This is a genomic window from Rothia nasimurium (assembly GCF_035916755.1).
Classification (GTDB): Bacteria; Actinomycetota; Actinomycetes; order Actinomycetales; family Micrococcaceae; genus Rothia.
Genome location: NZ_JAYWIX010000001.1, coordinates 353,550 through 375,756 on the forward strand (window position 1 = coordinate 353,550; position 22,207 = coordinate 375,756).

At 59.5% G+C, this 22,207-nt stretch carries 20 protein-coding genes; 7 read left to right on the forward strand and 13 right to left on the reverse strand.

What is annotated here, in order from left to right:
* Positions 1-42 precede the first annotated feature (42 nt).
* The 7 genes from VSX42_RS01515 to VSX42_RS01545 form a co-directional block, all read right to left on the reverse strand.
* The gene (locus tag VSX42_RS01515) at positions 43-390 is read right to left on the reverse strand and encodes a DUF664 domain-containing protein (RefSeq protein WP_326502649.1); all 348 of its coding nucleotides are present in this window, start codon (positions 388-390) and stop codon (positions 43-45) included.
* A gap of 90 nt (positions 391-480) precedes the next feature.
* The gene (locus tag VSX42_RS01520; RefSeq protein ID WP_326502650.1) at positions 481-858 is read right to left on the reverse strand and encodes a TipAS antibiotic-recognition domain-containing protein; all 378 of its coding nucleotides are present in this window, start codon (positions 856-858) and stop codon (positions 481-483) included.
* 86 nt (positions 859-944) lie between these two features.
* Positions 945-2,867, reverse strand: a complete 1,923-nt coding sequence (locus tag VSX42_RS01525; protein WP_326502651.1) for an ABC transporter ATP-binding protein — start codon at positions 2,865-2,867, stop codon at positions 945-947.
* On the reverse strand, positions 2,864-4,618 hold the full coding sequence (locus tag VSX42_RS01530) for an ABC transporter ATP-binding protein (protein ID WP_326502652.1): 1,755 nt from the start codon (positions 4,616-4,618) through the stop codon (positions 2,864-2,866). The genes VSX42_RS01525 and VSX42_RS01530 overlap by 4 nt, the downstream gene beginning before the upstream one ends.
* 145 nt (positions 4,619-4,763) lie before the next feature.
* Positions 4,764-5,381 carry an energy-coupling factor transporter transmembrane protein EcfT gene (locus VSX42_RS01535; RefSeq protein ID WP_326502653.1) on the reverse strand — a complete coding sequence of 206 codons (618 nt, stop codon included), beginning with the start codon at positions 5,379-5,381 and terminating at the stop codon, positions 4,764-4,766.
* Positions 5,378-6,184, reverse strand: coding sequence for an energy-coupling factor ABC transporter ATP-binding protein (locus VSX42_RS01540; RefSeq protein ID WP_237199044.1), 807 nt, complete (start codon positions 6,182-6,184; stop codon positions 5,378-5,380). The genes VSX42_RS01535 and VSX42_RS01540 overlap by 4 nt, the downstream gene beginning before the upstream one ends.
* A gap of 14 nt (positions 6,185-6,198) precedes the next feature.
* Positions 6,199-6,801 (reverse strand): biotin transporter BioY, encoded by a 603-nt coding sequence (locus tag VSX42_RS01545; protein ID WP_326502654.1) that lies wholly within the window; start codon positions 6,799-6,801, stop codon positions 6,199-6,201.
* A gap of 170 nt (positions 6,802-6,971) precedes the next feature.
* On the opposite strand from VSX42_RS01545, the gene abc-f reads away from it, so the two are divergent.
* The gene (abc-f, locus tag VSX42_RS01550; protein ID WP_326502655.1) at positions 6,972-8,570 is read left to right on the forward strand and encodes a ribosomal protection-like ABC-F family protein; all 1,599 of its coding nucleotides are present in this window, start codon (positions 6,972-6,974) and stop codon (positions 8,568-8,570) included.
* Positions 8,571-9,156: 586 nt separating this feature from the next.
* Here the strand turns inward: abc-f and VSX42_RS01555 are convergent.
* The 3 genes from VSX42_RS01555 to VSX42_RS01565 all read right to left on the reverse strand — a co-directional run bounded on the left by VSX42_RS01555 (position 9,157) and on the right by VSX42_RS01565 (position 11,772).
* Positions 9,157-9,888: a metal-dependent hydrolase gene (locus VSX42_RS01555; protein WP_326502656.1), complete on the reverse strand. Its 732-nt coding sequence runs from the start codon at positions 9,886-9,888 to the stop codon at positions 9,157-9,159.
* Between the two features lie 142 nt (positions 9,889-10,030).
* A complete protein-coding gene (locus VSX42_RS01560) occupies positions 10,031-10,999 on the reverse strand; it encodes an SURF1 family protein (protein ID WP_326502657.1) in 969 nt (322 codons plus the stop codon).
* Positions 11,000-11,256: 257 nt separating this feature from the next.
* Positions 11,257-11,772 (reverse strand): DUF3099 domain-containing protein, encoded by a 516-nt coding sequence (locus tag VSX42_RS01565; protein ID WP_326502658.1) that lies wholly within the window; start codon positions 11,770-11,772, stop codon positions 11,257-11,259.
* Between the two features lie 183 nt (positions 11,773-11,955).
* On the opposite strand from VSX42_RS01565, the gene VSX42_RS01570 reads away from it, so the two are divergent.
* Together VSX42_RS01570 and VSX42_RS01575 are read left to right on the forward strand one after the other, a co-directional pair.
* On the forward strand, positions 11,956-12,663 hold the full coding sequence (locus VSX42_RS01570; protein ID WP_326502659.1) for a beta-ketoacyl-ACP reductase: 708 nt from the start codon (positions 11,956-11,958) through the stop codon (positions 12,661-12,663).
* Positions 12,664-12,906: 243 nt separating this feature from the next.
* Entirely contained in the window at positions 12,907-13,647 is a 741-nt protein-coding gene (locus tag VSX42_RS01575; protein WP_326502660.1) for an SDR family oxidoreductase, read from the forward strand.
* Positions 13,648-13,805: 158 nt separating this feature from the next.
* Here VSX42_RS01575 and serB read toward each other — a convergent pair whose 3' ends face one another.
* On the reverse strand, positions 13,806-14,741 hold the full coding sequence (gene serB, locus VSX42_RS01580; protein ID WP_326502661.1) for a phosphoserine phosphatase SerB: 936 nt from the start codon (positions 14,739-14,741) through the stop codon (positions 13,806-13,808).
* Positions 14,742-14,771: 30 nt separating this feature from the next.
* On the opposite strand from serB, the gene VSX42_RS01585 reads away from it, so the two are divergent.
* From VSX42_RS01585 to VSX42_RS01600, 4 genes are all read left to right on the forward strand, one after another.
* A complete protein-coding gene (locus VSX42_RS01585; protein ID WP_237185651.1) occupies positions 14,772-15,557 on the forward strand; it encodes an ABC transporter ATP-binding protein in 786 nt (261 codons plus the stop codon).
* Positions 15,558-15,566: 9 nt separating this feature from the next.
* Entirely contained in the window at positions 15,567-16,445 is an 879-nt protein-coding gene (locus VSX42_RS01590) for an RNA methyltransferase (RefSeq protein ID WP_326502662.1), read from the forward strand.
* 96 nt (positions 16,446-16,541) lie between these two features.
* On the forward strand, positions 16,542-16,799 hold the full coding sequence (locus VSX42_RS01595; RefSeq protein ID WP_083091002.1) for a type B 50S ribosomal protein L31: 258 nt from the start codon (positions 16,542-16,544) through the stop codon (positions 16,797-16,799).
* Between the two features lie 174 nt (positions 16,800-16,973).
* Positions 16,974-18,131, forward strand: a complete 1,158-nt coding sequence (locus VSX42_RS01600) for an LCP family protein (RefSeq protein ID WP_326502663.1) — start codon at positions 16,974-16,976, stop codon at positions 18,129-18,131.
* 87 nt (positions 18,132-18,218) lie between these two features.
* Here VSX42_RS01600 and VSX42_RS01605 read toward each other — a convergent pair whose 3' ends face one another.
* Together VSX42_RS01605 and pepN are read right to left on the reverse strand one after the other, a co-directional pair.
* Positions 18,219-19,388 carry a hypothetical protein gene (locus VSX42_RS01605; protein ID WP_326502664.1) on the reverse strand — a complete coding sequence of 390 codons (1,170 nt, stop codon included), beginning with the start codon at positions 19,386-19,388 and terminating at the stop codon, positions 18,219-18,221.
* 115 nt (positions 19,389-19,503) lie between these two features.
* Positions 19,504-22,164: an aminopeptidase N gene (gene pepN, locus VSX42_RS01610; RefSeq protein WP_326502665.1), complete on the reverse strand. Its 2,661-nt coding sequence runs from the start codon at positions 22,162-22,164 to the stop codon at positions 19,504-19,506.
* Positions 22,165-22,207 lie beyond the last annotated feature (43 nt).

Sequence of the window (22,207 nt, forward strand, 5' to 3'; positions counted from 1 at the left end):
CGTACAGGGTGAGGGCTATGGCTGAGCAGATTATTTTTCAACTTAGTCGCCGATTTCTCCGTCGATATTCTCTCGGAGCAGGTCGGCGTGGCCCAGGTGTCTGCCCCACTCTTCAATGAGGTGTAGGGCGACCCAGCGGTAGCTAAAACGGGTACCGTCCTTGAGGGCACCTTCGCTAAGGTTATCCCAGTTGCGCTCAGCTAGCAGTTTCCGGGTAGCTTCCATGCTGGTCTGTAGGTTCTCTAGAACCTGAGGTAGGGAAAGAGTCAGATGCCAGTCGGCGTCCGTATCCTGCTCCCAGTCGAAGGACGCCCAAGGCTCAGGTAGGGCGCGGCCGAGCAGGATTTCTTCGCGCCAGTAGTCCTCAACGAACCAGAGGTGCCCAGCCATACAACGAGCGTGCACCACATCGCTGAGTGTGCGGCTGATAAGTGCACGCTCAGCGATATGACGCACGCTCGGTTAGGGAAGAGACGGTTGTTAGTCCCAGGTGGGGTTAGCCAGATCCACCCCGGCACGTTGGGCCTCCGCCTCGATGGCGTCGGCCAGCCACTGAGCCAGGCCCGGCTGCTGGGACTTGTAGTAGCTGGTGAACCGCTCATCGGTAATATAACCACGAGAGATCAGGTAGTGCTTGGCGGGGGTAACGGGGAAGAACTCGCTCAGCAGCTGACGGTGGGCGCGGACGAGCTCGCTCGCCTCGGCGCTGTCTATCGGCAGGCAGCGGCGCACAGCGTCCGCTAGCTTGCTGTCGATGTCTGCTAAGCGTTCCTTGCTGGCGGCCCAGTCGTCCGTTTCGGGGTAGCGCTCCTCAGCTTCGGCCTGGTAAATGGGCAGTAACGGATAAAAGGAGCTCAAAACCTAAAAGGGACCGCACATGATGCGGTCCCTTTGTGGAAATCAGTCCCCTTGGGGGCAGTGAGCGGGAGCCTGCTCCGCCCTCCCTACTCGTCCGCCCCTGCGAACTGCGAGTTGTAGAGCTCGGCGTAGAAGCCGCCGCGCTCCAGCAGCTCAGCGTGGGAGCCGGATTCGACGATATCGCCGTCGCGCATAGCAAAGATGACGTCGGCGTCCCGGATGGTAGAGAGACGGTGGGCAATCACGAAGGAGGTCTTGCCCACGGCTAGCTGGCCCAGGGCCCGGGCAATCAGCAGCTCGGTGCGGGTATCGACCGACGAGGTCGCCTCATCCAGAATCAGCAGGGGTTTCTGAGCCACCATGGCGCGGGCAATCGTAACCAGCTGCTTCTGGCCAGCTGAGAGCTGGGTCTGGTCGGTTAGTACCGTGTCGTACCCGTGGTGCAGCTGTGATACGAGTTCGTCCAGGCCAACCGAGGCCATGACCTCATCCAGGCGCTCTTGGCTCACCTCCCCAGCCCCGTAGACCACGTTCTCCCGCAGGGTGCCCTCAAAGAGCCAGGTATCTTGCAGCACCATGGCAAAGAGGGAATCAACCTGTTCACGGGTCAGGTCGGTGGTGGGTACCCCGTCAATGCGAATCTGCCCCGAATCCAGCTCGTAGAAGCGCATGAGCAGGTTGACCAGGGTAGTCTTACCGGCCCCGGTCGGGCCCACAATCGCCACCTTCTGGCCCGGTGCCACCGAAGCGGTAAAGCCGTGGATAATCTCCTTGCCCGGCTCGTAGCTGAACCGCACGTCCTCAAAGTCCACAGCGCCGCGCACGGGTTGGGGTAGCGCGCCGGTCTTGGCGGACTCGTCTGCCAGCTCCTCGGCCTCCAAGAACTCAAAGACGCGAGCGCCCGCAGCTGCCGCCGACTGCAGGGAGGTAGCCGACTGGGCGAGCTGGCCCAGGGGGTTGGTGAAGAGGCGGACGTAGACGATGAAGGCGACGATGACGCCGAAGGTGATGGTGTTGTTCAGCACCAGGGCGGCGCCGACCACGCAGACCACCACGTAGCCCAGGTTGCCGATGAAGCTCATGAGGGGGAACATGAGGCCCGAGAAGAACATGGACTTCCAGGCCACCCGGTAGAGGTCGGTGTTGCGGTCGGCAAATTCGGCGCGGGCGGCGGTTTCTCCGTTGTAGGCGCGAATCATGGAGTGGCCGCTTAGGGTTTCTTCGATGTGGCCGTTGAGCTTGCCGAGGAGCTGCTGCTGGGCCACGAAGTACTTCTGGCTGCGGGCCAGCACGAAGCCGGAGGCCACAATGCCGAGCAGGGAGGCAGCAATAGCGGCCAGGGCCATGCGCCAGTCGGTCACAAACATCATGACGGCTGAGCCCACCAGGGTGACCACGCCGGTGATGGTGGTAGCCAGGGAGTTATTGAGGGTCTGCTGTAGGGTATCGACGTCGTTGGTCACGCGCGAGAGGGTATCGCCGGTAGAACCCTTGTCCATGTAGGCCAGGGGCAGTCGGTCGATTTTGCGGTCTAGGTCGTGGCGCATGGAACGCGATACCCAGACGGTCGAGCGGGCCATAATCTGCCCCTCCACCAGACTTAGGAGCAGGGAGGCCACCAGCATGCCGATGGATATCCACATGAGGCGGTAGATTTCGCCCATATCCAGCTGGCCGGTAAAACCCTTTTGAATCTCGTCGGTGATAGCCGAGAGGAACTGCGGGGCCACAATGTTGAGAATTACCCCGATGACGGCAGCGACGATAGCGACCACCATGCCCGGCAGCACCGGGCGTAGGTAGGCAAGGAGCTTGCCCATGGTCTGCTTAAAGGGCGCGGACGCCTGCCCCGGCATGGGTGCGCGCGGCGGGCCACCGGGGCCACCCGGGCCCCCTGGACGGGAGCCCTTCTCGCTTTTGAGCTGGCTATCGCGCAGCTTCTGGGCAGATTCTAGGCCCCGGCGGGCTGACTCTAGCTCTTCGGGGGTAAACACTGGTGACTGGCTCATGAGCGAAGTTCCTCCTCAGAGAGCTGGGACAGGGCAATATCCTGGTAGACCTCGTTGGTAGCCAGAAGTTCCTCATGGGTGCCGGATCCCACCAGACGGCCCTTATCAAGCACCAGAATCTTGTCGGCCTCCCGTACCGTACCGATACGTTGGGCTACTACCACAATGGTCGCCCCCTGAGCGGAGTTCTTGAGCTGGCTGCGGATATCCCGCTCGGTCTTATAATCCAGGGCTGAGAAGGAATCATCGAAAATCATGATCTCCCCGCCACGGGCAAAGGCCCGGGCCATCGACAGGCGCTGCCGTTGGCCACCCGAGAAATTCTTGCCGTTCTGGGCAACAGCCGAGGCGTAGCCGTCCTCTTTCTTCCCCACGAACTCAGCCGCCGCAGCAGCGTGAGCCGCCGCCACCACGTCCTCGGGGGTCACCGGGCGCAGACCCTCACCCAGGGCCAGGTTCGAGGCCACCGAACCAGAGAAGAGCACACTCTTTTGGGGCACATAGGCCAGGCGGTCGCGCAGGTCCTTCTGGTTCCAGTCACGAACATCAACGCCGTCCACCAGTACCGCCCCCTCGCGCACATCGGCAAAACGCGGAATCAGGTTCACCAGGGTCGACTTGCCCGAGCCGGTCGAGCCGATAATCGCCACGGTCTCACCCGGGGCAGCCGTAAATGAAATTGAATGCAGAGCGTCCCCGTCCGCCTCGGGGTAACGGAAGCTGACATTCCTAAACTCCAGGGAACCTGCCGGGGCCGCACCAGCACTAACCCCGCCGTCCACAACCGCCGCCTGGGTGGTAAGAACCTCGCGGATACGGCGCCAGGCAACCAGCGCTCGCGGGCCCATCACAAAGATAACGGTCATCATCATGAAGCTGGTGACAACCTGCAGGGCGTAGGTAGAGAAAACCACCATCTGCCCAAAGAGGGTGACGCGCTCGGTCAAGTCGGCTGTACCGTTAATCAGCACAGCACCCAGCACATAAATAGAGAGCGACAGGCCGGTCATAATGGCAGTCAGCAGGGGCATGATGAAGGCCATGGTGGAGCTGATGAAGAGGGTGGTGTTACGCAGGTCGGTATTGACCTCCTCAAACCGCTCCTCGTGGAAGGCACCGGTGGTGTAGGCCCGAATGACGCGCAAACCGGTCAGGTGCTCGCGGGTCACCCGGTTGAGACGGTCGGTGATTTTCTGCATACGCATCATGCGGGGGATGGCCAGGCCCATGGCGACGCCCAACACCAGCAGGGTGGCAAGGACGGCGATCCCGGTGGGGATGGTCCAGGTCAGCGACTGGGTAGCGATTTTGGAGCTAGCCCAGACCGCCATGATGGGGGCCTTAATGCTCATCTGCAGGCCCATGACCACAAACATCTGCACCTGGGTGACATCGTTGGTGGAGCGGGTGATGAGGCTGTCGGTGCCGATGTGGTTCACCTCGGCACTGGAGAGGTCAAAGGTCTTGTTGTAGACCCCGGCCCGCATGCGCCGGGCTAGGGTGGTACCGAAAATTGCGGTGCAGAAGCCGGTGATAATGGCGCAGACCATAGAGGCCAGGGCTGCTGCCAGCATGAGAGTGCCGTCAGAGGTGACGTCCCTCAGTTTGGACCCGGGGGTTGAGATGGTGAGGGTGATGTTCTCCATGTACTCGGGTACCTTGAGGTCAAGGTAGACCTGAGCCACGATGGACAGCACCGCCACCAGGACGAGTAACCATTCTCGCCGGTGAATGAATTGGTTGATTTTCATGGAATCCTAGGGCGTTTTTGTCAAAGAAAAAAGGTGCATCTCTGCACCTTCGTCCTTCCTATTATGGCCCACCTGCCGCTGATGCAGGCGGTATTCTGCCGCCTGGTAGGGCTGTACTTTTCACCACCTTGCTCCTTTGCGGGCTTTATGGTGCATCAAGGCCCCGGGCTGCCAGGGCGTCGCCGGTTTCCTGGGCGTAGGCTACCGTGGCGATGACCAGGGGAATGAAGAGGCGGAATGGGGCCACCTTGATTCCGCGAGCTGCCACAGCTGCCTGAATGAGGTTCCAGTTATCCATAATCACCGGGATTGAGCGAACCATTAATGCCAGGGCCAGGCCCACCCGTTCAGGGGATCCTCCTACCCACTTGAGAGGGGTGCATAGCCAGATGAAGCCGTCAATAAGCACCGGCAGGGGAGTTGACCAGAGTAAGACCCTTGAAGCGGCAATCATGGTGAGCAGGGTCAGCAGGACGTCCGCCCCCGACTCTAGCTTGCCGCTCACCAGGTAGTAGACCAACAGAATCGCCAGCAACCAGGAAAGGGAAGCCAGGGACTGCACCCAGGTACGCCAGGGAATTTTTGCCAGAGCCCCAAGAGCCAGCACCAGCGCGAGGGCCGCAAGGCCAAACCCCCAGTGGCTGGTAGCTGCCAGGGAGATGCCCAGCAGAAGAATAAAGACGCCTTTAGCCCACAGGGGTGCCCAGTGCACCGGGGTGCTAAGGGGCTGGTAGATGCCAAAGAGCTGGTTGGCAATGTTCACACCTGCCCCCCGGGACGTTGGGGGTCAGCAGGTTCAGGTGGGGCTGGGAAGTCCGTGGCACACCAGTGCTGGTAATCTGCCAGGACGTCTGCCGCCGGCCCCTGCGCCAGCAGGCGACCCTCGTGGATAACGATTGCCTCATCGCAGGTTGCTGCCAGGTCAAGGTCGTGGGTGGAGATGACCTGCTGCTGGGGAAGAGAGTCAAGCAGGTCAAATAGTCTTAACCTATTCTTGAGGTCTAAAAGCGTTGTGGGTTCATCTAAAAGTAGAACCTTAGGATTTACTGCAAGTACGGCAGCTAGGGCGGTCAACTGCTTTTCACCGCCTGAGAGGTTATAGACAGAGTCAAAAGCGCGGTGCTCAACCCCGCGCTCAGCAAGGGCCTCCAGGGCGGCGGCGCGGCGGGCGTCCTTGCCCTTGATGTGCTGAAGGGAGAGCTCGACATCCTCAACCCCCGTCGGCATCACCAGCTGGGCGCCGGGATCTGAAAAGAGCATACCTACCCGCGAGCGCACCGCGGGTAGATGCTCACTCACGCTCACCCCGTGTACGGTGACCTCGCCCGAGGTGAGCTGGGAGAGCCCGTTGAAGAGTCGTAGGAAGGTTGACTTGCCCGAGCCATTGAGGCCGAGCACTGCGGTACGCGGGGTAGAGAGCTCCACGGTGATGTTGTGTAAGAGAGTGCGGTCGCTGGTGCCGGTGTCAACGGTTACGGTGGCTGAGCGGGTGGCAAGCAGCCCGTCGTCCGAAAATTGGGTCGACGGGCTTGCAGCGCTTGCGCGTGAAGAGCGAGAAAAAAACACGGGCTCTATCGTACCTAGCGGCGGGCCAGGGTAGGGAAGGCCCGGTGCACAGCCAGGGCAACTAGTACGGCTACCAGGCACTTAATGAGATCGCCGGGGACGTAAATCAGGGCAGCGGCAACGGCAGCACCCAGTTCAAGGTCAGCGTTAATCATCATGCCGGCAACGCCAAAGACCTGGATGATGGCAAAACCTGCCAGTACAGCCACCACAAAGGCGCCAAACAGCCCGGCCCCGCTCATGCGGCGGCGCAGGGCTGCGTAGGCAAGCCCACCGGTGACCAGGGCACCGGGAATGAAGCCCAGCAGATAGCCAAAGGAGGGGGAGGCGATGGTGCCGAAGCCGCCCTTGCCTCCAGAGAAAACCGGAAGGCCAATCAGGCCAGCGACGACATACAGGGTGACGGCAAGGGCAGCGCGGGTGCCCCCCAGGGTCAGGGCTGCGATATAAATCGCCAGGGTCTGGAGGGTAATCGGAACAGCGGCCGGACCCACCGGAATAGCGGGCAGTAGGGCGCATACGGTAATAAAAGCGGCAAAAACAGCGATAAGGGCCAAATCGCGGCCGGGATTAGCAACGGTGCGCTCCGGGCGCGGGGAAGTCTGTGATGATGTCATGCCCACTACTATAAACAGGTTTTGAACACCGTTCAAAAACTCCGCTTTTCTTTCGCTTCTGTGACGCCAGCCCGAATCAACGCCCGGTGGTCCTTCCAACATCGACCAGCACCACACCGGGGTGGTAAGATAGATAGCTGGCCAACCCACCCCACCCAAGGAGCAGACCCGTGCTGTCAGTCAACAACCTCGAACTGCGAGCTGGCGCTCGCCTGCTCATGGAGGACGTCACCTTCCGCATTGATAAGGGCGATAAGGTCGGTCTCGTGGGTCGAAACGGCGCCGGTAAAACCACTATGACCAAGGTGCTGGCCGGGCTGACACTGCCCGCTGACGGCACTGTCACCCGCGGTGGCACCATCGGCTACCTGCCCCAGGACCCCAAGGTCGATGACATGACCCAGCTCGCCAAGGACCGCATCTTCTCGGCCCGCGGCCTGGACGGGGTTGCCCGCAAAATGCGTCAGGCCCAGGAAATGATGGCTAGCGAAGACCCCGCAGAGCACGCCAAGGGCATGCGCCGCTACGACCGGCTCGAAGCTGAGTTTATTGCCGGTGGCGGTTATGCCGCTGAGTCGGAGGCAGCTACCATCACCGCCAATCTTGACCTGCCCGAGCGCGTCCTCAATCAGCCCCTGTCCACCCTCTCTGGTGGTCAGCGCCGCCGCGTTGAACTGGCCCGCATTCTCTTTGCTAATGCTGACACCATGCTGCTCGATGAGCCCACCAACCACCTGGACGCCGACTCAGTGGTCTGGCTGCGCGAGTTTTTGAAGAACTATCAGGGCGGCATCCTGGTCATCTCCCACGACGTGGAACTGATGGAACTGGTGGTCAACAAGGTTTTCTACCTGGATGCCAACCGCTGCGTCATCGATATCTACAACATGGGCTGGAAGAACTACCTGCTGCAGCGCGAGCAGGACGAGGCCCGCCGCAAGCGCGAGCGCGCCAACGCCCAGAAGAAAGCCTCAGCTCTAATGGAGCAGGCCAATAAGATGCGTGCCAAGGCCACCAAGGCTGTTGCCGCCCAGCAGATGATTAAGCGCGCTGAAAAGCTCATGCGCGGGCTGGAGGAAGAGCGCCAGGTCGATAAGGTGGCCGCGATTCGCTTCCCCGACCCTGCCCCCTGCGGCAAGACACCCCTGTCGGCGACGGGTCTGTCTAAGAGCTACGGCTCCCTCGAAATCTTTACCGACGTCGATTTGGCTATCGACCGCGGCTCGCGCGTGGTGGTGTTGGGTTTTAACGGCGCCGGTAAGACCACCCTGCTGCGCATGCTGGCAAAGAGCACCCAGCCCGATACTGGCGAGGTCACCTACGGTCACGGGGCCAAGGTGGGTTATTTTGCCCAGGAACACGAGATTCTGGACCACGACCGCACCGTCTTTGAGAACATGAAGTCGGCGGCCCCCGACCTTGATGACACCCGCGTCCGTACCATTCTCGGCTCCTTCCTCTTCTCGGGAGATGACGTCGATAAGCCCGCAGGCGTGCTCTCTGGTGGCGAGAAGACCCGCCTGTCGCTGGCAACCCTGGTGGCCTCGTCTGCCAATGTTCTGCTGCTCGATGAGCCCACCAACAACCTCGACCCGGCCTCGCGCGAAGAGATTTTGAACGCCCTGAAGAACTATCGGGGGGCCATTGTGATGGTTTCCCACGATGAGGGGGCAGTGGAGGCCCTTGACCCCGAGCGCGTGTTACTGCTGCCCGATGCGGTCGAAGACCTGTGGAGCAAGGAATATCAGGACCTTATCTCCCTGGCTTAGGCTGGAATGAGCGGACGCCCGCCCCGCCCGGTAGTTGACCGGGCGGGGCGGTCTTGTGTCAGCACCCTATCTGGTCCGTACAAATAGGCTTGTTTGTCTGTTTCTTACATAAACCCGCTGTTGGGGCCACCACACTCTACGAAAAAGTTCTGTGTGTTTCGTGGGTTTTCCTTTCCCAAACAAAGGTCACGAAATGATAACGGCCCTATTTCCCTGGTGCAGGGCGGGTCGGGCAGCGTAGAGTGAATACCAGCTTCGGAAGCCAATCTTCCCCAGCTATACCTCAAGAACACCGCCTCACCGATGAGGCGGCACACAAATCCAACACCGACGTTGGGCCGAACCTTGAAAGGATGATTCTATGCTGGAATCACACGATGTGCGTTACCCCGAAATCGCTGAAGAGGGCGTAGAGGTCGACGTTTTCTGGACCGAAGACTAAACATCGTTTGCCTCAGCGGCACAGATATATTTTTGTTTTCCTTCCCACCCCACCTCATGAGTGACTACATAGAAGTGATACACGGGTGAAAGACAGGGGCCCGGCACCGTATGGTGCCGGGCCCTGCTGTCTTTGCCTGAAGTCTTAGGCTCCGGCGAAGAGGCCGCTGACCAGCTGGGTCGGGTAGCTGGTGAGGAAACCGAAAAAGGCCAGGGTGTAGGCCCCGATATAGACGGTCAGGGTGGCGGTGAGGAAGTTCTCGCGGGCTGAGCCAGCATCGCCCAGGATGGGTAGGGCCATGTAGCCGCTCTTGCGCCAGAGCTTGCTGGGCACTACGGGCTTGATAGTTGCTGGCCAGAAGGGGTTAACCCCGCGGGTGGTCAGGGCATCGCCGATAAGGTGGGCAGTCGCACCGGTGAGAACAGCCCAGGGCATGAGGGCCAGTGAATCGGTATAGATGGTTCCGGCAATGACCGCGAGCGCCCCCAGCCAGCCCCCCGGGGCCTTGAAGGTGCGCAGGGCCAGGCCGCCAGCAAAACCGGCTAGGGCCAGGGCTAGGACGGGGATGCCCGCGTAGGTCAGCCGGTCGGCAAAGTAGGCGAGCGCCCAAAAAGCTGCCAGCCCCACCAGGGAGTGGGTTCCCTTGCGGTGGCCGCCTGAAAGTCGGCCCACCAACAGGGCAACCCAGCGACTGACCGGCGAAATCGAGTGGGCGATGGTGCCGTTGTGGTGGTCAATATCGGGGAGCATGCCCGCACCGGCAGCCGCTAGGGTGGTGACGGCCAGGGTGGTGGGGTCGTCAAGGCCCAAGACTCCCGCCTCGTTGAGGGCTAGCCAGGCTGCTGCTGCGCTAATGGAGTGGGAATAACCCATCATGATGGTGCGATCCTTATGAATAATCCTCTGGAAGTGAAAGCACCACTTTAACACAGTTTCGAATATTTGTTCTAAAAGGACGCCGGTGGTCACGGAGTTGGCGTAGCTGGGGAGCATTTTCTATCTCAAGCACCCACAAAACCTAGCGGTAGAGCTGCTCATCGAGCAGGGCGTCCTCCACCTCTTCATCGGTAATCTTCTTACTGCGCTTAGGAGCCTTGGGGCGCACAATAGATTTCATGTGCGCGGGCATATCATCCACAAACTCCATACGGCGGCGCACCACATCTTCGTCCTCATCACCGATATAGGTGCCATCGGCATCGTAGAACTGACCAAAATAGGCCTCAAGTTCAGCGGCGACCTGAGCATCGAGCTCATCGTTGCGCACCTTCTGGCGGGCAGACCAGCAATAAGCGATATAAAACATGGCTGCAAAACAGTACCACTGCACCGAATACGACAGGTTCGGCCCGTAATCCTCTTCTGGCTTATCCTTAGCGACCGGGGCGCTCGCCGGGGCCGGGTCTTCAGACGCCAGCACACCATAGTTGACCGTATCAACATTAAGACCGGTCATCTCAGCAACCTCGGGAAGGTCAATACTGGTAATCTGCCCGTCCACCGATGAAGCACCCGTATCGATCTCACCCTCCACCAGGCGAACTGTAATGGTTACCTGCCCAGCTGGGGGAGCAGGTACCGGGGTAGCTGTCGAACCGGCATCTCCAAAAGCAGCCTCCATCCAGCCGCGATTCACCACCACAATATGGCCCTGGTCAGTCTGGAAAGGCACCAGAACCTCATAACCATTCAAACCGTTATAGGGCCGGTTGCGCACCAGCAACTGGTGCTCACTTAGGTACTGGCCGGTCATGGTCACCGGCTGCCAGCGCAGCTCAGAATGAGCGGACGCAAATAGGGTAGGGTCATCGGCAAAAGCCAGGGGAGCGGCATCGTAGTTCTGCGAAATACGCTCATTCGAAAAATCAAGCGCCTCCTTGCGGCTCATCTGCCAGCTCGCCAAATACAGGCACACCAGCGAGGCGACCACCGTCAGCACAAATAGGCCAACCCACTTACCAGAGAGCAAAAAACCGTATTTCTTCACAACCAACCACCCTATCCCAGAGGGACAGTCTGCTTCCAAAAACTACGGGCCACCAAAAAATCCTGCAAATACTGCACGTGCTCCTCACAGGCCGCCCAACTCTTGAGCCGCTCCGGGGCATGTACCTTCGGGTTATTCCACAGCACCTCAAAACGAGCCTGCCTCTGGCAGCCCTTACGGCTACACTTCACAAAATCAGGCCCCTGACCGCTGCTAGCAGTCTGCCCCTGATTCAAAGAACCTAAAATATCCACCCGCTACTCCTTGCCGTCCTCATCAAAAACCACTTCACCATCAATAATCACCGGCTCATCAGAACCCTCAGTCGCAGAATCTGCCGGGTGAGTGCTCGCCTGGGTGCGACTACCAGCTGGCCAACCGGCGTCCGCGCCCTCGGTGTCTCGTCCACTTGCTGCCGCAGCACGGGCAGCCCGATCTGCCTGGGCCGCCTCAATGGCAGCCTGCTGCTCCGGCGGAAGCATGGCCGAAAACCCGCCACCACCCTGCTTAGCCTCACCGTTAGCTACCACCACTGCCGTCCAGGGAATAATCGCAGCAGCCGCCAGGCACACCCACTGCCACACACCGTCCACCATCACCGCAGCAATAATAAAAACAATGCGCAAAAACATCTTGAAGGCATACACCTTTGCCCGTGAGCTGACCCCCACCGACTGCCGCTCAGCGGCGTCCGTAATCTCAAAAACCTCAGAATCGCCCGAAGAGTACCCGGCAGCCTTCAAATCCTCAGCAGTCCAATACTTCTGCACCACCGGTACCCTCCTCACACAGGCTCAAACTCACCCCACTAGTCTACCCCTCGCATGCACACCCCGACCGACCCCTTAACCAAACCCGTCAGGCCAAATAACACGCGCCTACTTGAACAAACCACCACTTTTTTCTCAAGAGCGTAAGATAGGGGCAGAAACAAAACCCCACAACAAGGTGAAACAATGACCAACCCCACCGTACTCATCACCGGCGGCAACCGCGGCATCGGCTACGCCATCGCCACCGAATTCAAAAAAGCCGGCTACAACGTCGCCATCACCTACCGCAGCGGTGAACCCCCCGCCGACTTCTTCGCCGTCAAAGCAGACGTCACCGACTCAGCCTCTATCGACGCAGCCTTCACCGCCGTTGAAGCAGAATTCGGCCCCGTCGGCGTCGTCATCGCCAACGCAGGCATCACCAAAGACACCCTGCTCATGCGCATGAAAGAAGACGACTTCACCTCCGTCATCGACACCAACCTCACCGGCGCCTTCCGCGTCGCCCAGCGCGCCACCAAGGGCCTGCTCAAAAACAAGGGCGGCCGCATCATCTTCATCTCCTCCGTCGTCGGACTCTACGGCAACCCCGGCCAGGTTAACTACTCCGCCTCCAAGGCAGGCCTCGTCGGCATGGCCCGCTCCATCACCCGCGAACTCGGCGCCCGCTCCATCACCGCCAACGTCATCGCCCCCGGCTTCATCAAAACCGACATGACCGAGGAACTCTCCGACGACCTCAAAAAGCAGTACACCGACTCTATCCCCGCCCGCCGCTTCGCCGAACCAAAAGAAATCGCCGACGTAGCTCTCTTCCTTGCCTCCGACGCCGCAGGGTACATCTCAGGTGCCGTGATTCCCGTCGATGGTGGCCTGGGTATGGGGCACTAAAACAGCCTGGCCGGTATATGCCAGCGAAGGGCAGCAGCTCCCCTCTGCCGACTAACCTTCTCGCCGGTTCGCTAACTGGCTCGCAAGCTCGCCAGATTCGCGCCGAGATTATTTTCCTCGCTTGCTCGGAATCTCGGCACTCATCACGGCGATTCATGCCAGCCCCAGCCAGTCGGCTGCCGGGGAGCTGCCGCCCATTGCTACTTAAACAAATCATTTGTACAACGCTTATAAGGACTAAGAATGTCACTTCAGAACAAGACCATTATCATTACCGGTTCCTCCCGCGGCGTGGGCGCAGATACCGCCCAGATCCTTGCCGCCCAGGGAGCCAACATCATCGTCAACTACCGCTCCAAGGCACCCCGCGCCACCAAGGTTGTTTCCGCCATTGAAGAGGCCGGCGGTAAGGCCGTTGCCGTACAGGGGGATGTGACCAAGGCTGAGGACGCCGCCGCCCTTGTAGAGGCTGCCATCGAGAACTTCGGTTCCCTGGACTACCTCATTCTCAACGCCTCTGGAGGCATGGAAGCCGGCATGCCCGACGACTACGCCATGGTGCTCAACCGCGACTCCCAGCTGCGCCTGGCCCGCCTGGCAGCTGAAAAGATGCCCGAGGGTGGCCGCATCGTCTTTGTGACTAGCCACCAGGCCCACTTCATCCGCGAAGTAGAGACCATGCCCGAGTACAAGCCGGTTGCTGAGTCCAAGCGCGCCGGCGAGGACGCCCTGCTAGCAGAAATCCCCGCACTCACCGAAAAGGGCATCTCCCTGGTGGTTGTCTCCGCCGACATGATTGAGGGTACCGTCACTGCGGCCCTGCTCAACCGCCTACACCCCGGCGCCATCGAGGCCCGCCGCGAAGAAGCCGGCAAGCTCTACACCGTCAACGAGTTCGCCCAGGAAGTTGCCAAGATGGTAACTGCCGACGTTGAAACCGGTCACATCGAGCTGGTCGGCGGCGCGGGCGGCTTCATCAAGTAATCTCCTGGCGGACTTTGTACCGCGCCCTGCCCGTTTTTAAGGTCAAAAGTGGGCAGGGCATGGTACAAACCCGCTGATTTCAGCACGTAAAAGGACGCTGGTAGCCACCTACCAGCGTCCTTTATCTATATAGCGTGAGGGCAGAGCCCCGCAAATCTTTAGAGCCCAGCGAAATGGCGCACCGCGTCCAGGCGCAAGGTATTGATTTGGGCATCGGCAACCTCAAGCAGGGCAGTCTTGGCATTGAAAGCAACACCCAGCTCCGCCTCAAGAATCATGAGCACATCGTTGGCACCATCGCCCACAGCAATGGTCTGGGAGGACTTTATATCGAACTCCTTAGCCCACTCCTTCAGCGACTCCTTCTTGACCTCACCTGTAATGACCTCTCCGGTGACCTTGCCGGTCAGCTTACCTTCGATGATGTCAAGGACGTTGGCCCGCGCCTTGGAAAGGTTCAGGTAGCCCGCCAGCGGGGAGAGAACCTGCACAAACCCGCCCGAGACCACGCAGACCTCGTGCCCGGCAGCCAGGAAAACCTCAACCAACTTGGTGGCGCCGGGGGAGTACAGCACCTTGGAAGCCACCTCATCAATCACCGACTCCTCGAGGCCGGCTAGGGTGGCAACCCGCTCACGCAAGGATGCCTCAAAATCGACCTCTCCTCGCATCGCCCGTTCGGTCACCTCAGCAACCTCAGCGCCGCGTCCTGCCGCAGCTGCCAGCTCGTCAATGACCTCCTGGCGGATCAGGGTAGAGTCAACATCCATAATGAGCAGCTTCTTCTCATCATTGGCCAACTCAGCGGGCACCACATTCAAATCAAAGCCCAGCGAACGCTCCCCATCCAGCAGATCCAAGGCGCCGCGGGCGTCCTCAACATCACCGCGCTCCCACGAAGCTGCGGCAATATAGACCGAATAGGCCGGGCCCTCAGCCTCGCGCTCCACGCGAGAGGCAGGAACCTCCATCAAAAGACCCGACTCAAGTTCCAGACCCTCAACCGCCTGCAGCGCAGCAACCAGCTGCTCCTCGGTAGCAATCAGGGGGGCGTCCGCACGAGAAATAGCAACAATATTCACAGAAGTACTCATAGGCACCATTATCTACTAAAGTTGTGAACCATGGCATCAGTTCTTGAACTTAATAAGGTTACTGTCTCACGAAGCGGTAAGAACCTCATCCACAACATCACCTGGTCTGTCGAAGAAGGCGAACGCTGGGTCGTCCTTGGCCCCAACGGCGCGGGCAAAACCACCCTGCTCTCCATCGCAGCAGCCCGCCTGCACCCCACCCGCGGAGAAGTCGACATCCTCGACGAAATCCTCGGCGCCGTCGACGTTTTTGAACTACGCCCCCGCATCGGCCTCTCATCAGCCCCCATGGCAGCCCAAATCCCCGGCAACGAAACCGTGCTCGATGTCGTCATCACCGCAGCCTACGGCGTAGCAGGCCGCTGGAACGAAGAATACGACTCCTTCGACGACAACCAGGGCAAGGCCCTGCTCGACGACTGGGGGGTAGCCCACCTAGCTGACCGCCCCTTCGGCACCCTGTCTGAGGGCGAAAAAAAGCGAGTGCTCATCGCCCGCGCCCTGATGACCGACCCCGAAATGCTGATTCTCGATGAACCCGGCGCCGGCATGGACATTGCAGGCCGCGAAGACCTGGTCAAGCGCCTCACCCACCTGGCCCTTGACCCCTACGCCCCAGCCACCATCCTGGTCACCCACCACCTCGAAGAAATCCCCGCAGGCTTTACCCACGCCCTGCTCCTACGCGAAGGCGAAATCGTAGCAGCAGGCCCCATCGAAGAAACCCTCACCCAGGCCAACGTCTCAGCCACCTACGGCCTCGACCTCGACCTGACCATTCACGAGTCCGGCCGCTACTCAGCCTTCGCCCGCTAGCTCACAAGCATGAAACCCAAACAACTCACCCCCGAGCGGCTGGCAGAACGCTCAGCCCGCGTCACCGCCCTGCCTAACACGCGTCCGCTCAGCACAGCCCCGAGCGAGGCCACCCGCTTCTACACCCACCTCACCGACGTCAAGCTGCGCTCCATCAAAGAACCCGAATGGGGAATCTACATCGCAGAATCCTCCAAGGTAATCCGCCGGGCGCTCGCCGCCGGGCACCGGCCTCTCTCGTTTCTCATGAGCGAAAAATGGGCTGACGACCTCATTGACGTGCTGCAGGAACACCCCGAGGTGCCCGCCTTTGTGGGAAGTGAGGACGAGCTGGAGCAGGTTACCGGCTTCGCCCTGCACCGCGGGGCCCTGGCTGCCATGGCCAGGCCTGAACCCACCCCCTTACAGTCCCTGCTTGAGGGGGTGCGGCGCATCGCAATTCTGGAAGACATCGTGGACCACACCAACGTGGGCGCCATCTTCCGCTCAGCAGCCGCCCTCGACGTCGACCTAGTGCTGGTAACCCCGCGCTGCGCCGACCCGCTCTACCGGCGCTCAATCCGCGTCTCCATGGGCACTGTCTTCCAGGTACCCTGGGCCAGGCTGGACTCCTGGCCCGGCGCCCTCGACACCCTGCACACAGCGGGCTTCACCACCGCGGCGCTCGCCCTGGAAGAAGATTCTTTGAGCCTGACCGAACTGGCAGACCGCAAAGACGAGAAGCTGGCCCTGATTTTGGGCACCGAGGGGCACGGGCTGGCCACATCCACCCTGGCAGTTACCCAGCACACCGTCATGATTCCCATGAGCCACGGGGTCGATTCCTTGAATGTAGCGGCCGCCTCAGCCGTTGCCTTCTGGGAAACCCGCCCAAAGATGGTAGAGTAGTTCCTCGGTTGTAAACCGCAACCACCGGTAGGCACCCGCCCCGGTAGCAACAAGATATGCACTGGCAAAATCCAGGGCACGAAGAAGGTAAATATCATGCAGGCTGGCATCCACCCTGAATACAACTACGTTCTTTTCCGCGACCTCGCATCAGGCGAGACCTTCCTGACCAAGTCAACCATGACTTCTCAGAAGACCGAAAAGTGGGAAGACGGCAATGAGTACCCCCTCGTAGAAGTTGAAATCTCATCAGCTTCACACCCCTTCTACACCGGCAAGCAGCGCATCATGGACGCCGCTGGTCGTGTTGAGCGCTTCAACGCTCGCTTCGCAAACTTCGGCAAGAAGGCCTAAGTTTACAGCCAGTCTATTCAGGCTTAATATCACACCCCGCGACCGTGATTTATCACGCGTTACGGGGTGTTTTTGTAGGTTCACTGCGTAGAATTGGGTTCGATTCACTCCGCGTGCCGCACCCTTTTGCCGGGTGCGGTGCGCGCCCCTTTTGAGATTAGTTAGGGAGGTACCGTGTCCGTCGCGGCTCACGAAGAACCTAAAAAGAAGAAAAGCAAAAAAGCCCTCTGGATTACCTTGCTCATTCTGTTGCTGATTCCGGTTATCGCTGTGGGCGGCTACCTGTTCATGATTAATAAGGCCTGGAATAAGTCCGAGACCTTTGATAACGCCATGCCCAATGAGGACGGCTCCGTCACTACCCCCCATAATGACGAGTTGCAGGCCCTGGTTGATCAGGCAGCTGAGGCAACGATTACTAATGAGTCGGGCGCTACCTTAGAAAGCAACGTCTCTGAGGGCGATGCTAACGGCGACGGCATTTTGGATGCTGTAGCCGGTGGTGTTGTCACCGACCGTCCGGTCAACACCGCCTCCACTGATATTCTGCTGCTGGGCTCTGACCAGCGCTCTGGTGCCGAGGCACAGTATGTGACCGGTGCCCGTGCCGATACCATCATGGTGCTTCATATCCCTGAGGACGGCTCAGCTGCCTACCTGATTTCAATTATGCGTGATACCTGGGTCAATATCCCCGGTTACGGCTCCCACAAGGTTAATGCCGGTCTAAACTACGGTGGTGTTGACTTGCAGGTTGCTACCATTGAGCAGCTTCTCGGTATTCAGATGGATCACGTTGCTGAAATTGACTTCCAGGGCTTTAAGGCTCTGGTTGATACTCTGGGCGGGGTAACTGTTGATGTTCCCTTCGCTTTTAACGCAACTCCCGCTGGGTATTCCTTTGCTGCCGGTCCCCAAACCATGACCGGTGGTGAGGCGCTGGTCTTCGTGCGCGAACGCTACGTTTTCTCTGATGGTGACTACCAGCGCGTCCGTAACCAGCGTGCCTTCCTGCGCGGTGTCTACAATGAGCTCAAGGCCGATGGCGCCCTGTCTTCTGCCAGCAAGCTGCTGCAGGTCATTGAGTCTGTCTCACCTTACATGAGTGTTGACTCAGGTCTGTCACCTTCAGCCATCGTGGGTATTGCCCAGCCTGTGCTTTCCAACGGTAACACCCAGCTGGTCTCCATGACCCTGCCGAATGCCGGTACCGGCTGGTCCTGGGATGGCCAGTCCATCGTGGTTCTCGATGCTGCTGCAACCAGCGCCCTGTCTTATGCCCTGCAGACCGATACCATGCCTAACTACATTGCTACCTACGGTTCTGACTAAGCCCAGGTAGCCCCTCGCCAGAGGGTATAAGGGGAGCCCCACCAGTTTGTGGTGGGTCTCCCCTTGTATTTTCTTTTGATAGTGATGCTAGTGTTCGAGCGGGTCTGCTGATACTTCTTCTTCGGTGTAGCTGTTGTCGCGCCCGAAGAAGAGGGCGAGGAAGGCAATGGAGGCTCCCAGTACGATACCGAGGACGCCGAGCAGGGGCTTGAAGAAGACAAGAACCAGGCCCGTGACCAGGATAAGCCCGCCGACAAGCCCAAGGAGAACAGAGATACGCTGTAGGCCCAGGGAACTTGCTGTAGTGGGCTCTGCGGCCTCTGCGCTGTTGGCTTCAAGGGCAGTGGGCTCGCTTACAGCAGGACGGCTGGGCATGAGTGAGCGCTTCTTCTTAGGGGCGTTGCTGCGGATCGCTTCACCCTCGGTCGGCGCGTAGGCGGGGGGCACCTCGTAGGAGGGCGCTGCCGGTAGAAGCTCGGGTAGGTAGTTGGGGAGCTCCTGATACCACTCGGCAGGAATTTCAGAGGGGCGGACGGCCTGAACCGTCAGGGACAGCTCAAAGGAATTGCCGCGGATGGTGCCCCAGGCGCTGGTGAGCTTATCGTGCTCGTAGGCGTAGCGGATGACGGGGGCCAGTTGCTCGGAAATCTGGGTGGAGAGACGGCCCACTACCTTGCGGTCGTGCAGGACGTCGACCGAGTCAACCACACGCCCGTCCGCGTGCTTAATCTGGTTGTTCTCCAGGGAGAGAATCACCCGCCCCTCACCGGAGGGAGGCAGGATGGAGTGCAGGTACTCGGAATGGTCCTTCTCATCGAGCACCTTCATGGAGGCCCCCTGGGGCAACAGGGTTGCCTGGGTGGGGGCATTGTTGAGGGGGAAGAGGGAACCGGGAGCACTCAGGGAGAGCTGGCCACTGCTTTCGATGTGGGTTTCACCGGTGACTCCGCGCAGAACAGCAGAGAGCTGCATACGGGTGACCGCATCGTAGCCCGAGGCCACAACGCGGGTAATCGGGCCCCAATAGGCAGCGGAGTCCTCGGGGGAAAGCCGCCCCAGCTTGAGGTCGTCAGCATAGACCGCAATAGCCTGGGGCTGGTAGGGGTTATCGGGCTCTGGTACAAGGCGAACCTCACCGTTCCAGACCCGCTCGCGGTCAATCAAGAGTTCTTCAAAAACCTGAAGAATTTCTGCATCGTAGTAGTCATCGGTGATGACCTGCACGGTGCCGCGATCGCCCAGTACGTAGTCGGTCACAGTAGGCTCCTTATCCCAAAAAGTTACTCTCTATAGCTTCTCACGAAAAAGCCGGTTTTGGTTTGCAATGCTGCGCCCCAAAACCGGCTTTCTGCGTAGATTCCCAGGTAAAGAACTAGTTACCTGCCCCCTCTTCGGCAGCAGGTGCGTTATAGGCCTGAGCGTTAAGGATGCGGACGGCATCATCGAGCAGCTCCCGCACCAGTCGCACCAAGGCGGTGGGGGCGTCCGTGTGCTCGGCTAGCCAGCGCTCGGTGGCGCGGATAACCGGGTGGGTTGCCTCGTCCCCCTCAGCGATCTCTACCGCCGGATAGAGGCCGCGGATAACGCGAGTAGCCATACCGCCGGTACGGGCAGCCCAGGTGGGGGCAAGAAGCTCAAAGAAAGCATCCCGGTAACCTGTGCGCAGCTCCTCCGGGCCGTGCTGGAAACCAGCAGCTGTCGCCGACAGCAACTCATTCGAAAGGCTCATATCTTCAGTCACCAGGTTCCAGGCGGCCTGCTTCGCAGCCGCCACCGGCAGGGCAGCGGTCGCAAAAGCATAGCCACGCTCAGCCGTCGCAGAAGGACGGAAAGACCGCGCCTCATCCAGCTCCTGCTGGGTCACCGCGTCCTGAACCGCAAGTGCCCCCAGAGCCTTCCAACCCAGAGTCTGGTTATAGCTCATACCAGGAGCATCAGAAATAAAGCCCTCAACCTGCCCGCGCGCACCCCGCGCCAGATCCTGAGCGAACTCAAGACCCAGCTGTGAATGCGCTGACACAGACAGTAACGCCCTCACCAGAATCAGCTGCTCATCGCTACCTTCCTTAGCGCAGGCAAGCGCCTCAGACAGCGCAGCATACAGGGTATCCCACAATTCCCCACGAGCACCCACCGGGGTATACAAAGAAATCGCAGTCTGCGCCTGATCCACAATATTCGACAGCAGGGTAGCGGACGGCTCAGCAGCGGCAGCCTGCCCCACAGCCAGCACAAACCGGCGGCTAGCAAGCTTGCCATCACGCACCATATTCCACAAGCTACCCCACAACAGACCCCGCGACAGGGCGTCCTCCACCGACGAGACCTGACTCAAAGCAAGCTCAAGCCCATCAGCCTCAGCCAGGGCAACCTTGGCATAGGTCAAATCCTCAGCGTTGAGCAAAACCACATCAGCAGCAACCACAAGAGCCTGCTCCTGCTCAGTCAACTCAACCAGCACTTCATTCTGACCCACAGGAATATCAGCCGACACCACACCCGTAGGCACCAGACCCCCACCCTCAGAGGCGAACAGGGCAATCTTCAACAGATGCGGACGCCCCAACTCAGCGGGAACACCCACAGGCAACTGCTGACGCACCACCAACTGCACCGAACCATCAGCACCAGCTACACGCTCACACGACAGCTCAGACAAACCACTCGTCTGCAACCACGCCTCAGCCCACGTACGAACATCACGATCAGAGACCTCATCGAGCACACCCAAGAAATCATCAAGAGTCGTATTACCCCACTCAAACCGCTTAAAGTAAACCCGCGCAGCCTCAATAAACTGATCAAACCCAACATAAGCAACCAGCTGCTTCAGGGCGCTCGCACCCTTGGCGTAGGTAATACCGTCAAAGTTCTGACGGGCAGCTTCAAGGTGGGGGATATCCGCAACAATCGGGTGAGTTGTCGGCAGTTGATCCTGACGGTAAGCCCAGGCCTTACGGGAATTCGCAAAGGTGACCCAGGCGTCCTTATAGCCATTGGCTTCAGCAGCGCCCAGGTGCCCCATGAAGTCTGCAAAAGACTCCTTGAGCCACAGGTCATTCCACCACTTCATCGTGACCAGGTCACCAAACCACATGTGACTCATCTCGTGGCAAATCACATTAGCCCGGCCCTCAAGCTGGGACTCATCAGCACCGGAGACAAAAATATACCCCTCGGTAAAGGTCGCCAGGCCGGGGTTCTCCATCGCCCCCAGGTTGTACTCCGGTACAAAAGCTTGCTCGTACTTGGGGTAGGGGTAGGCATAGTCAAAGAGGTCCTGGAAGAAGTCCAGGCCCTGCTTGGTCACGGCAAAAATATTCTGGTAGTCAAAATGCTCTTTGAGCGACTGGCGGCAGTAGGCAACCAGGGGGATAGGCCCGGAATTAACAGCGGACGCCGGGGTATAGGTATCGAAAGCGGTAAAGTACTCGCCCGCCACAATAGCGGTGATATAGGTAGAAATACGGGCAGTCGGCTTGAAAACACGCTTAGAAATCGATGAATCTGACGGGTCATCAATTTCGCGGTCCAGCTCAGCATTCGAGCTCACCACCCAGCTCTTAGGGGCCGTAATACGGAAGTTGAACACAGCTTTGAGGTCGGGCTGTTCAAAGTTGGGGAAGACCCGTCGGCAATCGGCGGGCTCATACTGGGTGTAGAGGTAAATCTTGCCGTCAGCCGGGTCAATGTAGCGGTGCAGGCCCTCACCTGAGCGGCTAAAGTACGACCGGCCCTTGATGGTGAGGGTATTCTCCGCCTGCAAATCCTGTAGGGCGATACGGGAGCCCTCAACCACCTCATCAACAGGCAGCGGCACCCCATTCAGCTTCACCGACTCCACCGACTGATGAATGTAGTCAATAAAGGTACTAGCACCCTCGGTCGCCGTAAACCGGACGGTAGTGGCTACCGGGTAGGTTTCGAAGTCAGAGCTGGCATGGGTGAGATCAACATGCACATCGTAAGTATCAACGCTGATAGTACGGGCGCGCAGAGCGGCCTCTTCTTGGGTCAAATTTTCGTTATTCACATCACTATAGTAAGCCCCTGTATGTACAAGGTCGAGTTGGGTA